Origin of the sequence: Segatella maculosa DSM 19339 = JCM 15638 (genome assembly GCF_000382385.1) — a bacterium.
GTDB lineage: Bacteria > Bacteroidota > Bacteroidia > Bacteroidales > Bacteroidaceae > Prevotella > Prevotella maculosa.
In genome coordinates, this window is sequence record NZ_KB908321.1 from 302,982 (window position 1) to 318,247 (window position 15,266).

The 15,266-nt window shown below is 49.2% G+C and carries 8 protein-coding genes; 6 read left to right on the top strand and 2 right to left on the bottom strand.

Annotation, left to right across the window (positions count from 1 at the left end):
- Nucleotides 1-45 precede the first annotated feature (45 nt).
- The 6 genes from H164_RS0104915 to H164_RS0104940 all read left to right on the top strand — a co-directional run bounded on the left by H164_RS0104915 (nucleotide 46) and on the right by H164_RS0104940 (nucleotide 10,963).
- A complete protein-coding gene (locus H164_RS0104915; RefSeq protein WP_248616182.1) occupies nucleotides 46-1,290 on the top strand; it encodes a hypothetical protein in 1,245 nt (414 codons plus the stop codon).
- 14 nt (nucleotides 1,291-1,304) lie between these two features.
- Nucleotides 1,305-2,669, top strand: a complete 1,365-nt coding sequence (locus tag H164_RS0104920) for a sn-glycerol-1-phosphate dehydrogenase (RefSeq protein WP_019967583.1) — start codon at nucleotides 1,305-1,307, stop codon at nucleotides 2,667-2,669.
- A 339-nt stretch (nucleotides 2,670-3,008) separates the two neighbouring features.
- Entirely contained in the window at nucleotides 3,009-6,314 is a 3,306-nt protein-coding gene (locus H164_RS0104925) for a SusC/RagA family TonB-linked outer membrane protein (RefSeq protein WP_019967584.1), read from the top strand.
- A 29-nt stretch (nucleotides 6,315-6,343) separates the two neighbouring features.
- Entirely contained in the window at nucleotides 6,344-8,119 is a 1,776-nt protein-coding gene (locus H164_RS0104930; protein ID WP_019967585.1) for a RagB/SusD family nutrient uptake outer membrane protein, read from the top strand.
- Nucleotides 8,120-8,178: 59 nt separating this feature from the next.
- A complete protein-coding gene (locus tag H164_RS0104935) occupies nucleotides 8,179-9,426 on the top strand; it encodes a BACON domain-containing protein (protein ID WP_019967586.1) in 1,248 nt (415 codons plus the stop codon).
- A gap of 10 nt (nucleotides 9,427-9,436) precedes the next feature.
- Nucleotides 9,437-10,963 (top strand): calcineurin-like phosphoesterase C-terminal domain-containing protein, encoded by a 1,527-nt coding sequence (locus H164_RS0104940; protein WP_019967587.1) that lies wholly within the window; start codon nucleotides 9,437-9,439, stop codon nucleotides 10,961-10,963.
- Between the two features lie 704 nt (nucleotides 10,964-11,667).
- On the opposite strand, the gene H164_RS0104950 is transcribed toward H164_RS0104940, so the two are convergent.
- The gene (locus H164_RS0104950) at nucleotides 11,668-13,038 is read right to left on the bottom strand and encodes an MFS transporter (RefSeq protein WP_019967589.1); all 1,371 of its coding nucleotides are present in this window, start codon (nucleotides 13,036-13,038) and stop codon (nucleotides 11,668-11,670) included.
- A gap of 29 nt (nucleotides 13,039-13,067) precedes the next feature.
- Complete coding sequence (locus H164_RS0104955; protein ID WP_019967590.1) at nucleotides 13,068-15,236, bottom strand: S9 family peptidase; 2,169 nt, start codon at nucleotides 15,234-15,236, stop codon at nucleotides 13,068-13,070.
- Nucleotides 15,237-15,266: the final 30 nt, after the last annotated feature.

Here is a 15,266-nt window from a genome sequence, read left to right on the forward strand (position 1 = left end):
TTGCGAAACTGTTGGTTACTTCATTTGTTAAGCTATTATTCACCTATGAAATCTAAAAACCTTGTAAATAAAAAGATGATACCGTTCCGTAGTTTTCCATTTTTTGAAGTCTTATTTGAGCTGTTCCTCGTATTTCCACTTTGTATGAATGCAGCTCCGCAAGTAGATTCCTTGCCCGAGAGCATACCCGTCGGAGCGCAAGGAAAGTTTCATATTCAGGGCATTGTCATGGATAAAGCGCGTCGTTATCTATACATCTCGTATACCACCCAACTTGTCAAGTTGGATTTGAACGGGTGTGTTGTCGGTTCGGTCAGTGGTTTGTTGGGCCATTTGGGGTGTATTGCTTACAATCCGGAGGATGGTAAGGTCTATGGTTCGCTTGAATACAAGAACGATGAGATAGGTCGTGACATCAGTGATAGGAGCAATGGGCATCGGGAGTCGGCCACCCAGTTTTATGTTGCGGTTTTCGATGTGGATAAGATAACACATACGGGTATGGATGGCCTGCGTGACAGTGTTATGAAAACCGTGTGTCTTCCCACCGTAAAAAGACTTTATGAAGACAGTTCTACCATCCATGGCGTAACCCGTGAGCATGTTTATGGTTGCAGCGGAATTGACGGCGTCACTTTCGGCCCTCGTTTTGGAAGCAAAGGAGGAGAAATGTTTCTTACGGTGGCACTCGGTATTTATGGTGATACACTGCGCACAGATAATGACTATCAGGTGTTGTTACAATATCCTTGGCCTGCAGTCATGCAATATGCACGTCCTCTCGATCTGAACCGTATGCATACGGAAGGTCCGTCAAAGCCTGCTGCAACTTATTTTGCCTACACGGGCAATACAACTTACGGCGTGCAGAACTTGGAATACGATGCTTTTTCAAATCAATGGTTCATGGCTGTATATAAAGGAAAGAAAAAGCGATTTCCGAATTACCGGCTTTTTGCTATCGACAACAGCGTGAAACCACGCCGCAGGCTGCTTTCAGGGTATGGCGGTGAGCGTGGCCTTGTTGTAGAACTTGGTAAAACAGGCCTATATGATGCTTCTTCAGGCGTTTGGGGTTGGAATTTCCCTTATGGAAACATGGGAATGCAGTCTGTGGGCAACGGCTGTTTCTACTTCTTCCACCCCGATAAAAATAACAAGGACGGCTATAGTGGCCGTGTCGAACTTTATCGTTATGAGCCGGACACGAAGATTCCCTTTGTCAGAGTGACCCATGACGGCTTTTTCAAAGTAGATCACCAACAGAAGAATATAAATATGATACCTTAAATGAAGAATGAATCATGAACAAAAGATTAAACTTGGCCCTTGAAAAGGCTACCCAAACGAAAGCACTTGTCCTAAGGCAAGGTGCTATCAACGAAACAGCACGTGTCTTTCGGGAACTTTTTCCTGACGAAAGGGCTGTCGTGATAGCCGATAAAACCACTTTTGCCGTTGCCGGTAAGGCGGTTGACGCGATGTTACACCAAGAAGGAATATCCGTAGATGCACCCGTAATCCTTGATTATCCCGACATGCATGCCGAGTGGAAGTATGTCGAACTTCTTGATGAAGTGTTTTCCAAGACCAATGCCATTCCCATAGCTGTCGGTTCTGGCACAATAAACGACCTCACAAAGTTGTCTTCTTATCACAACGATCGTCATTATATGGTTGTTGCTACGGCTGCGTCCATGGACGGATATGTTGCTTTCGGGGCCTCTATTACGAAAGATGGCTGCAAGACAACCTTCCCGTGTACTGCACCCATTGCCGTTGTTGCCGACATTGATATTATTTCGAAGGCTCCGGCCGACATGACAGCCAGTGGATATGCAGACCTTTTTGCCAAAGTTCCGGCAGGTGCAGATTGGATTATAGCCGATGCCATAGGCATAGAACCCATAGATCCAGTGCCATTTGCTATAGCACAGGACGGGCTACACGATGCCTTGTCCAATCCCGAAGGCGACCGTGAGGGGCGTCCCGAAGAGATTTCGAAACTCATGGAAGGCCTTCTGCTCGGTGGTTTCGCCATGCAGGCCTATCCGAAATCCAGTCGTCCGGCCAGTGGAGCCGACCATCAGTTTTCCCATTTGCTCAATATGCAGCATTACGTGATGTCCAATGGAAAGGCACCTTCACATGGTTTTCAAGTGGCATTAGGCACGCTCGCCTCTCTTTTCTTTTATCGCGAACTGCTCAATGCCGACATTGAAAAACTGGATATCGAGGCATGCGTAAGGGAATGGCCCGACCTTGAAGTGCAAGAACAGGAGGCTATCCGAATGTTTCATGGAACTGACTTCCCGATGCTTGGTGCGACAGAAGTCAAGGCAAAGTATGTAGACCGTGAGGGGCTGCGCCGTGAGTTGACAACCTTCAAATCAAAGTGGCCGGAAACGCGCAGAAGATTGGAACGGCAGATTATCCCCGTGGAAGAGGCGATGCAGCGGCTACGGCTCGTTGGTGCTCCGACACTTCCTGAAGACATCGGGCTCAGCCGTCAGCGCATGCGCGACAGTATTCTTCTGGCACAGAAGATTCGTCGGCGTTACACCATTCTCGACCTTGGGCTTCGCATGTGTATGCTCGATAAGTGGACCGATGCATTGTTCGGCAGGGAAGGAATATGGGAAATAAAATGTCCCCCGATCAATCATTAGTCTTTGCGCCCCGGGGCGGAAACGTCAAACGGAAAGAAATGTTGGTTGCGCCCCGGAGCGAAGGCTTCAAACGTAAACATGTGTTAACTGCGCAAGGTGCGCAAGTTTCAAACGTAAACGTGTGTTAACTGCGCAAGGTGCGCAAGTTTCAAACGTAAACGTATGTTAACTGCGCAAGGTGCGCAAGCTTCAAACGTAAACGTGTGTTAACTGCGCAAGGTGCGCAAGTTCCAAACGTAAACGTGTGTTAACTGCGCAAGGTGCGCAAGTTTCCTAATGACCGATTTAAGATAAACCGCTGTGTTCAAAACCTATCATATTAATCTAACAATTTAAGAAATGAAGAAGTACAATCATGCAGGAAGCAAGGCAAATTGCTTCCGAATCGTCGTTCTTTTGGCATTACTGATAAACGTGATGACGATTCATGCACAGTCCTTAGTCAAAGGAACTGTCACGGATACCAATGGCAATCCGCTTATTGGTGTCACCGTGCAGAATGCTACAACGAAAGGAGGGGCTGTCACGGATATCGAGGGAAATTTCTCGGTTCAGGCCAAGAAAGGCGATCTGTTGAAAGTCTCATACGTGGGCTACTTGACGCAGAACCTTCGTGCCTCGGGAACTCACATGACCGTTACGTTGAAAGAGAATGTCAGTTCGCTCGACGAACTCGTAGTTGTGGGCTACGGCGTGCAAAAACGGCGAGACATTGTGGGTGCGATTGATAAGGTGTCGGGCGATGTCGTAGAGAACCGCGCCAATACCAACATCACACGCTCCCTGCAAGGGCAGATTCCCGGGCTCACCATCACGCAGACCGACGGACGTTCCACCCGTGGTGGCGGTGTCCATATTCGTGGTAACGTGAACTCTATTGGCGCCGGAGGCTCGGCACTTGTGCTTATCGATGGCGTGGAGGGAAGTCTCTCGCAGGTCAATCCCGATGATGTGGAAAGCGTTTCCGTGCTGAAGGATGCATCGTCGGCAGCCGTCTATGGTGCGCGCGGAGCTTTTGGCGTTATTCTTGTTACGACCAAAAGTGCGAAGGCCGGGAAAACCGTCGTGAAATATTCAGGGCAGGTCTCGCTGGTTAAGCGTACGGTGAAGTATGATGTCGTCACGAATGGCCTGCAGTGGACGAATGATTTCTACGAGGCTTATATGGGATATCGGGGAACTGAGCCCAGTACAATCAATAATGTGTTCAATGCCCACAACAAAAGTTGGAGTGATTGGTATTCAGAGCTGCAGCGACGCGACGCCAATCCGTTGCTTGAGAAACAGCGCACCAACGATAACGGTTACTACGAATACTACGGCAATACCGATTGGTTGGGAGCTATCTACCGCAACAACAACTTCGCTACCCGGCACAACATCTCTATCAGTGGTGGTTCGGACCGTTCGACTTTCTACATCAGTGGCAGATACGATGGTAACAACGGGATTTATAAGGTCGGCAACGAACGTTTCAACCGATATAACATCCGTGCGAAAGGTATGTTGAAACTCAATCGCTGGCTTCGCCTGGAGAATAATACCGACGTTTTCCTGCAAGACTATCATGAGCCTATCGTTATGTATGCTTACGACCGTAACAATTTGGATACGCGCATACCTATACAACGGCAGTTCGAGACGCAGGGCTTCCCCGTTGCAACAATCAGAAATACGGATGGCACTTGGACGCAGGCAGCCGTATATACGGGTTACGCAGGGTTTGCAGAAGGAACCTCGTGGCGTCAGAATAAGTGGTCTAACATCACCAACACCACGACCCTTTATGCGGATATCATCAAAGACGTGCTACAGGCCAAGGCCGACTTTACCTACAAGCGAAGTCATCAACGGCGGGAGCAGGTCGGCAATATTTATGATGCCATGATTTCTCCTACGGAAAAATGGTCATGGTCTAACTATAGTCATCTTGAGCATCGCTATTACGACACAGAATACATGGCTGGGAGTGCCACTCTCACTTACACTCCGAAGCTTCTCGGCGGACATTATCTCAAGGGTATGGGAGGCTGGAATCTTGAGCAAGAGAAATATCGTTCTACGCGTGCCATGCGTCAAGGACTACTTGAACCAAATATGCCTAATTTCAATTTCACCGATAGTGACGCTTACTACATTAATGATAATGGTTCCTATGATTGGACTTTCGTAGGTTTCTTCTATCGTTTGAACTATAATTGGAAAGGACGTTACTTGTTGGAGACAAGCGGTCGTTATGACGGAAGTTCCAAGTTCCCGACTAGCCAACAGTGGGGTTTCTTCCCTTCGGCGTCCTTGGGTTGGCGCATCAGCGAAGAACCTTGGATGGAACCGCTACGCACACGCTTCCTCGATAACTTTAAGTTGCGTGCATCTATGGGAGAGGCCGGAAACGGACTCGTATCTCCCTATCAATATCTCTCAACGATGAGCATTCATCGTGGCACCAGTGTTATTAACGGTAAGCTGGCCAATTATACACAGGCTCCTGCTCCTGTACCAAGTGGACTTACTTGGGAAAAGGTTATCACCTATAACTTTGGTGTTGACATAGATATGTTTAAGAACCGTTTCACTTTTTCTTTTGATGTTTATCGAAAAAACACGAAAGACATGTATGTTGTCGGTGATGAACTTCCTGCCGTGTATGGTAATAATCCTCCAAAGGGCAATAATGCCGACATGCGCACTGATGGTTGGGAAATCAGTCTTGGTTGGAGGGATCGTGTAATGGTTGCCGGTAGCCCTCTCAAATACCATGTCAAGGCAGCTTTGTGGAATGCTAAAAGCAAAATCACCAAATATACCGCTACCACTAACACCCTCACCTCTTATTATAAAGGTAAGGAAGTTGGCGAGATATGGGGATTCGATTGCCTTGGATTCTTTCAGAGCAAAGAAGACGTGTTGAAATCTCCCGACCAAAGCTGGCTCCACAACTATAACCGTTCTGGCCAGATATGGGAGGCTGGCGATCTGAAGTTCAGAGACGTGAACGACGACAAGAAAATTAATATAGGCAACAACACGCTTGAAGACCATGGCGACCTTGTCAAGATTGGTAACACAACGCCCCGCTATTGCTATAGCTTCAGTTATGGCGCTGAATGGAATGGTATTGGCTTTTCGATGTTCTGGCAGGGGGTGGCTAAACGCGACTGGTATCCCAATAGCGAGGCCGGCCTTTTCTGGGGAAATTATGGACGCGTTTACGGATATGACCTTCCTTGGCAGAACGCTTCCAACCGTGCCGGAGTTGATGCAAATGGAGATATAACCAATCCCACGGCTTATTGGCCTCGTCTACGCGGTTACATAGCAGAAGACAACAAGGGAACACTTTCCCGTAGAAACAACCGTTATCTGCAGAACGCTGCTTATCTGCGCTTGAAGACCGTCAGTCTGTCTTACGCCTTCTCGCAAAAGTTTATATCCAAGTTAGGACTCAACAGCCTTGTGGTCTACGTCTCAGGAGAAAACCTTCTGACGATTACACCACTACACAAGTGGGCGAAGAACTTCGACCCTGAGGTGATTAGCTCGGGCGACGCTTCTGGATGGAACGGACAGACCGGCACTGCTGGCGACGGATATAGTTATCCGATGCTGAAGAGTATGTCTTTGGGACTCAATATCACTTTCTAATGAATAACTACATATAGACGAACAGCCTTATGAAAAAGATATATATATGCTTGGCCCTTGCCGCACTTTCTTTCTGTGCTTGCGACGACTTCTTGGACCGAAAGCCGATTGCCAAGATGGATTCAGAGAAGTTCTTTGCCAATGAAGAACAACTTCAACTTTATGCCAATGGACTGTACATCAACATGACACCGGATGCGGAAGAACTGACTACCGGAAAGTCTACATGCGATTACTTAGCTCGCAATACCACCGATGCTCTTCTTCAGAAGAACTTCACCGCTAACCAAATGTCCGGTTGGACAATAGGAGCTTGGAAAGACCTTTTCCGCGTAAACTATTTCTTGGAGCACATGGACAGGGCCAATTGTCCCTCAGAAGTGATAAACCACTACCGAGGGATTGCAAGGTTCTGGCGCGCATACTTCTATTTTGACAAGGTGAAGACCTATGGTGACGTGCCATGGTATAACCACACGATAGACTCCAAGGATATGGTAGCACTCTACAAACAGCGCGACGACAGGGAAGCTGTAATGGACAGTGTATTGAAAGATATTAACTATGCTTGCGACCATATACGCAACCGTAGCGAAACCACCATAACACCATGGATGGCGCTTGCCCTTAAGTCGCGTATATGTCTCTTTGAGGGAACTTATCGCAAGTATCACGCAGTCAATCCTTCGACCGGGCAACCTTGGAAAGAGCAGAATGCTTCTGAAAGATTCCTCAAAGCTTGTATAGACGCATCTGAGAAGATTATCGATTCGGAACAATTCAATCTCTATAATACCAAGAACCCCGAAACCGACTACCGATACGTCTTCCAACAGGAGAAACCTGTATCCGAAGAAGTGATTTGGGCCAAGGAATATAGTGCGAGCCTAAGCTCGTTCCATAACCTTACGCAGGTTTTCGTCTCTTCGGGCAATCTGTCGAATCGCTGGTCACCGACACAGGACTTCGTTAATACCTATCTTAATCGAGATGGAAGTCGCTTTACCGACGACCCTGACTATTCTACGAAGGGCTTTGCCCAAAACGCTGCCAACCGAGATTGTCGACTTGCACAGGAGATCATGATGCCCGGCTACACAAAATCCAATAATAACGGAAAGGCAGTTGCAACTAACCCCAACTGGAGTGTAACAATGACGGGATATCAGATTATTAAGTACAACATGGACGGCACATACTATGAGGTGACCAATCATTGCAGTAACTCGGTTCCCGTTATCCGCTATGCAGAGATATTGCTCAACGAGGCGGAGGCCAAAGCTGAACTCGGGCTGATGACAAACAAGGTTTGGGACCAAACGATACGACCCATCCGAGAGCGCGCCGGTGTCAAAGGCAGTGCACCAGTCACAGCCGACCCTTACCTCATCGCTTACTACAACAACACGGTGACCGACAAATGGATACTTGAAATCCGACGCGAGCGAGCTATAGAGCTTTTCCTTGAAGGCGGAGGGTTGCGATATGACGACCTTATGCGATGGCGGGCAGGCGATCTGCTTACGAAAGATTTGGGTTCCATTTACATCGGCAGTAAGAACCTTGCCGTGGATTCCGACGGAGACGGTAAACCCGACCTCATGGTTGTTGACAAAGTTCCGGGGAACAAGAACAAGGATATCACCTACATTGATTTAAGCAAGACACGCTTCTATACGTTTAGAGACGGTCGCCTCTATGTTGCAAACAATAATGTGTGGGAAAACAAGAAGTACGTTCATCCTATTCCAACGGCAGCAATCGTGAAGAATAACAACCTCAAGCAGAACTATGGATGGGAATAACCCGACCCACAAGAAGTGAAGAAGGACTTTAAGTATAACCATTTAGCAATATAATCAGTATGAAAAGATACAGCATCTTCAAATGTGCAGTGTTCATGATGACACTCCTATCGCTACTGGGTGCTTGCAGTGACAATAGTGAAACTGTTCTTCTCGGAAGCGATGACCAACTGCGGTTCTCTTCATCGGAGACGAGTAAGAAGTTCACCGTGTGTGCCACAGGAGAATGGAAGATTACAACCGATGCCCCTTGGCTTTCGTTCAGCAAGCGCAGTGGCGAGGGAGACGGACAGACGCGCGAACAGATAGTGGTCACGGCAGCCCGGAACACAAGCTCCGCTCGACAGGCTTCCTTTCATTTGTCGGCCGGTGGAAAGACACTCGTCGTGAATTGCGAGCAAGAGGAAGGCCGTCCCTTTGCCTTTGGCGCAATCGGCCTCTCTGCTTCGTTGCAAGTAGGGACTTCTGTTGCAGGCATCATGCTCAACATTCCTTACGAGTATGGTTACAAAGGTATGAAGCTCACGCTCCACACTGCCTTCAGCGGAGACGGTTCCGAAGGACTGACCGCAGAAGATCAAAGCTTCACGCTCGACACCGACAAAGGAACGCTGTCGGTTCCTCTTGGCGGAAAGCCTGTCAAGTCGGGTAGCCTCGTCATCACCGTCAGCACCGATCAGGCAGAGATAGCCCCCGTTGTCCTTAACACCACAGTCAACGACAGAATCATTCTCGAACAACATTTCGACCTTTGCATCTATGGAGGAGACTTCGTTGCGGGCAAACCGGGGAACATGCCGGTATGGGTTAAGGACGAGAACGGAAAGAACATTCCACCCACTCCGCTCGGTGAACTGCAGCCACGAACGCCCAACCACGATGGCTCCAACGACCTTTTCTCAACAATGGCCCATTCCTATCTTGTTTCCAAGGGACTCGACTCATGGGAAGGCACCAAAGTCTATGAACGGCCCGGCTACGTGAAGATTGGCACGGGAAGCGCTGTTGGAAAGATAGCAACCCCGAGCTTCGCTGCGCTTGGTACGGAAAATGTCGATGTAGCGGTAAGTTTGAAGGTGGCCGAGTGGCCCGATGAACAGGGCGGAAAGCTCGTCATCAGTGTCGAAGGCTCGGGAACGGCTTCGCTCTCCACTTATGCCTATCTGCACAAGAAAGCTAAGAGCGGAAGCGAATGGGAAGAAGTGAAGTTCGCCATTCAAGGTGCATCAGGAAACACGCGCCTCGTCTTCACGACCAAGGGAAACAAGCGCTTCGCTATCGACGACCTTATTGTTTCAGTAAAATAAATCAAAGCATATGAAAACAAAACTAAAGAATATCCTTTCACTGTCAGTGCTGTTCATACTGACTTTCCCTGTCGCTTCGTGCGGTTCGGGCAGCGACACACCATCGCCCGCTACTCCCGGCGGAGGGGCTGAGTCTTTCAAACCCAAAACCGGAAACGACCTCTATGGACAGATTACCGACGACCGCGGACAAGGAGTGCCTGATGTCGTAGTGAGCGACGGCTATCAAAGTGTAGCAACCGATGCCAAGGGATGGTATCAGATGAAACGCCGGAGCGGAGCACTCTATGTGAACTACTCGGTTCCAAAGGATTACAAGGCCAGTACAACGGCATTCTACAAGCCTCTCAAACCGGCAGAGAAACGCTACGACTTCAAACTTACCCGTCTCAATGGTGACGAGACCCACTTTAACCTGCTTGTCATGGCCGACCCCCAGGTGAAGAGCAATCATGACGTAGAGCGATTCAAATCGGAAACGATGCCCGATGTCAGGCAAACCATCGCGAACAGCAAACTTCCCATCTACGGGCTATGCCTCGGCGACATTGTTGACGAAAAGCATCAGGAGCTTACCAATTCCATGAGGGTGCTCCTGCAATCTACGTCAATGCCTTTCTTCGTGACCATCGGTAACCACGACAAGCAGACGGGAAAGACCGGAGACGAGGTAACGAAGAACTTCCGCGATAACTTCGGCCCCCTCAACTATTCATTCAATCGGGGCGACGTCCACTTTATCTGCCTTGACAATATCCTTTACAACTCTACCAAGGACTATAAGGGAGGCATCACCGACGATGTTTTGGCCTGGATGGAAAGCGATTTGAAGTATATATCGAAAGACAAGATGATCGTTGTCTTCTACCATATACCTTGGCGACAGACGAACAACAGGAACCGCACTGCGATGATGAAGCTACTCGAAGGCTACGCCAACTTGCTGCTGCTCTCCGGTCATACGCACTACCAAGAGAACTTCCACGGCACACAGCCTTATCGTTTCGCCGAGCGCATACATGGCGCAGCTTGCGGAGCGTGGTGGCACTCCAACATCTGTGGCGAAGGCACTCCTAACGGGTATCAAGTCTACGAGATAAAAGGAACCAAGGTGGTGAACAACTACTACAAGAGCACGGGATACGAGAGGAGTTTTCAAATCCGTCTTCACCATGGCACGGGCTCGTGGGGAGGGGACCACGGTTCCTTCGGTTACGAATTGTCGGCCGACTACATTGTAGCCAACGTTTGGAACTACGACACAAACTGGAAGGTTGAAGTGTTTGAAGACGATGCCTACAGCGGAGAGATGACCTCTTCGTTTGCGGACTACTTCAATCGCGACGCATGGGCGCGGGCCTATCACATTGGTGTTCTCGGGCGCAACCCCAACAACTACAGTCCGCTGACCACTCACGACTTTGTCTATAAACTCAAGAAACCGGGAGCCAAGGTGCGTGTCGTAGCCACCGACAACTACGGAAACCGTTACGAACAAACCGAGTTTACGGAGGACCTCGAGTCGGCTCACAAGTGAAACTCACATCCCAGTCCTCCCAAAAGGAGGGAGGAAGTGCTTTGCGGGCTTGCCTCACGCTGTCGCTCTTTTTGAGGGTTAGAATCAGTGTTTTGGGAGGAAGAATTAGCTTGCAGGCTTGATAGATGATGTATATTATTTCTTTCCGTATGCCGTAAGATTTCCTCCCGTATGCCCGTGAATTTTCTCCCGCAAGAAAATATTTTTTCTCCCGCAAAGAAATTTATTTTCATACGGGAGAAAATTTATTTCTTCCCGCAAAGAAATTTATTTCTTCCCGTATATAAATTACGTGAATTCGGTTGAAGCAGTTTCTTTAACCGAATTCACGTATAGAACAATCATTTGAATGCCTATTGGGAATGCGATTGCCTTCCTATTGGAAACACGATTGCCTTCCCATTGGGAATACGGTTGTCTTCCTATTGGGAATACGATTGTCCTCCCATTGGGAATGCGATTGGACCTCCATTGGAGGTAGGACAGGACTTCCACTGGAAGTAGGACAGGACTTCCATTGGAGGTAGGATTGGACTTCTATTGGAAGTCCGATTGGACTTATATAAGGAGTCGGATAGGACTTATACTTAGAGTCCTTGACAACTTATACTTAGAGTCCCGAAGGACTTATACTTAAAGTCCTCGACAACTTATACTTGAAGTTGTCGAGGACCTTAAGTAGAGGTTCCCAAAGGGAGATACTGTCACTTTTTCACGTTGGCCTGTTGCAGTCCGTAGCCTTTCTTCTTGTCGATAGCAAGCAGGACGACGGCGATGACGATGGCCGCTATGCCGCAGCATGTGAAGAATGTCTCCATGCCGACGAACGTGGGGTCGGCTTTGTTGATGCGGCCGATGGCCATTGGGATAAGGCTCAGACCGATGTTCTGGATATAGAAGATGATGGCATAGGCCGAGCCGAGGTATTTCAGTGGGATAATCTTCGGAACGCTGGGCCACATGGCTGACGGAACCAGAGAGAAGGCGATGCCGAGGACAATCATCATGACGACGGCAAACCAACTGACGGGTAGCACGTGGAGCATGAAGATGAAGTGCACGAGGGTAAGTATCACGCTTCCGATAATCATGAGGGTCGCGCCCTTGCCGATGCGGTCGTAGATGATGCCGAAGAGCGGGGTGAGCCCGATGGTGCCGAGGGGTATGGTGCCGGGCAAGGAGCCTGCGAAGCTCTCGGACACGCCGTAGTTATCGACCATCAGCTTGGTGGCGAACTTCAGGAAGGGAAACACGCCGCTGTAGAACATCAGGCAGAGGAGGGTGATGCACCAGAAGCCGGGGTTGGTGAAGATGAGCCGCAGGTCTGACAGGTGGAACCCTTCGTCTTCGGCTGTCTTGTCCTCCTGTGTCATAGCCTCTGCTGATGCGTCGAGTTTCTTGTCCATCACGGTGTAGACGATGAAGGCAAGGAAACCGATAATCAGCAGCACCATGCCTAACAGCACCGATGCGCTTACTTGGTTGCCGAAAGCCTTGGCAAAAGGCAGCGAACCGGCCATGGCAGCCGTGGTGCCCAATCGTGCAAGGCCTACTTGTACGCCCATGGCAAGTGCCAACTCGTGGCCCGTGAACCATTTGGTGATGACCTTCGAGATGGTAATACCGCAAATCTCACAGCCTACACCGAAGATGGCGTAACCCAATGAGGCCACGGCGGCTGACATGGGTAGGGAGAAGTCTATGAAGCCGAGCGTGAACATCGTATCGCCGAAGTCGGTGGAAACGCCGATATACTTGATGAAGACGCCGACCACCATCAGTCCGCTGGCCATCACGCCGGTGAAGCGAATGCCCATCTTGTCTAAGATGAGTCCGCCGAAGAAGAGCATGAGGAGGAACACGTTGATGAGTCCGTAGCTGCCGGCAAAGAAGCCGTAGTCGCTCGACGTCCAACCGAGGCCGCCTTGTGCTTTCGGGGTTTCGAGCAAGACTTCGAGCGGCGACATTACGTCAGTGATGAAATAGCCCATCATCATGGTGAAGGCTACGATGATGAGCGCTGTCCAGCGTGCTCCGGCACTGTCGTTTAGTTTTTTTCTTATGAGTGCTGTCATATTCTTTTGAGTTCTTATTTATATTAGCGTTATTGTTTCAACCACTTGTCAAGCCAATTGAAGAAGGTACGCTGCCACAGGATACCGTTTTGTGGCTTCAATACCCAATGGTTCTCGTCGGGGAAGAGCAGCAGCTCTGCGGGAATGCCCCGCATTCGTGCCGCATTGAAAGCACCCATGCCTTGGTTGGCGTTGATGCGATAGTCTTTCTCTCCGTGAATGACGAGGATAGGCGTGTCCCATTTGTCGACAAAGCGATGCGGACTGTTCTCGTAGGTTCTTTTGGCCCGCTCGCTCTGGTCTTTGTTCCAATAGGCGTCGTCGTATTCCCAATTGCTGAACCATGCTTCCTCGGTGTCGGTGTACATGCTTTCAAGGTTGAAAGCACCGTCGTGAGCGATGAATGCCTTGAAACGCTTGTTGTGATGTCCCGCAAGATAGTAGACGGAAAAGCCGCCGAAACTTGCACCGATGCACCCCAGTCGGTCTTTGTCTACGAAAGGAAGATTGTTCGTAGCGTCGTCGATGGCACTCAGGTAGTCGTCCATGCATTGCCCCGTCCAGTCGCCGCTGACAGCTTCGTTCCATTCGCTACCGAAGCCGGGAAGCCCACGGCGGTTGGGTGCCACGACGACATAACCGTGAGCAGCCATGATGAAGAAGTTCCAGCGATAGCTCCAGAACTGACTGACGGGGCTTTGCGGACCGCCTTCGCAGAAGAGTAGGGTAGGGTACTTCTTGTTAGCATCAAAGTGAGGAGGCAGGACAATCCAAACCAATTCCTCTTTCCCGTCAGTGGTTTTCACCCAACGCTGTTGCAGTTTGGGCATGGCCAACTGGTCGAGAATGTGTTCGTTCTCAAAAGTCAGCGGCACGAGCTTGCTCTTCTTCTCAGTCTTCGAAAGCGTGAGCAGGTAGAGATCGTCGGGCTGAAGCATCGAGTGGCGAGAGACAAGCAGGTTCTTGGTATTCCCCAATGGTTTGATGCTTCCATAATCATACCAGCCGTCTGTGAGTTGCAGCACTTTACCATTGAGCGTTGCCTGATAGACATTTACGCAGGCATGCCAACAACCGAGGAAATAAACACTCTTGCTGTCGTTGGCCCATACATAATCATCAACGTTGCTGTCGAAATTGTTTTTGTTGACGAGGTATTGCTTCTTGCCTGTGCTCAGTTCCATAATGCAAAGCCTGTTGAGATCGCTCTCATAGCCGTCGTGCGCCATACTCTGCCATGCAATGAACCTGCCGTCGGGCGAGAACTTTGGATTAACGTCATAGCCCACTTGCATATCTCCCTTTTGCAAGTTGACCTGTTGGTTTCTCATCGTCTTGGTTGCATTGACTTGAGGGGCGGTATAGTCTGCAGGCTTGCAGAGATTGACGGTCTTGCCGGTTGTAAGGTCATAAAGATAGATGTCCGTGTCTGTGGAGATAGCATATTGCGGCCCTTCTTTCTTGCGACTGGTATAGGCTATCCGCTTAGAATCTGTACTCCAAGCCATCTGTTCTATACCTCCGAACGGAGCCACAGGTGATTCATAAGGTTCTCCAGCCATGATGTCTTTTTCATTGCTTATACCATCCGGCGTAACATTGGCCACAAAAGGGTGAGCTATGGTCTCTACATAATGATCCCAATGACGGTAGTTCATATCGGTGATGAGTCTTCCTGTTGCTTTCGGTAGGTCGACAGGGGTCTCTCTGATGGTCCCATGGTAGGGAATACTTTTAATCATGATCACTTTACTACCGTCGGGTGAGAAAACAAAGCCTTCAATACTCCCTTTTGTTTTCGTAAGCTGTCTGCGGTCCTTACCCTCGGGTGTCATTGTCCATATTTCGCCACCACGCAAGAAAGCAATCTTCCGTCCGCCTTCTATCCAAACAGCATCACTTTCGTTTTTAGTATCTTGTGTAAGTTGAACCCTATTCTTGCCATTGATATTTTGGACAAAGAGCATCGTGTGGCTCTTGTTTTGTTCAACACTATAATAGGATACTTGATATACAATCTGTTTGCCATCGGGAGAAGCAGACGAGGCACCGATACGTCCCATGCCCCATAAGGCTTCCGGTGTCATCAGGTCGGATTGGAGGTTCAAGTTGTTGGGGCCTATCATCGCTTGTGCATTCGTTTTAGGCGAAGTGGTCAGTAGTCCTGCCATCATCGCAATAACAATACTTTTATTCATTGTATACAACTGAAAAAACACAGACTCGTC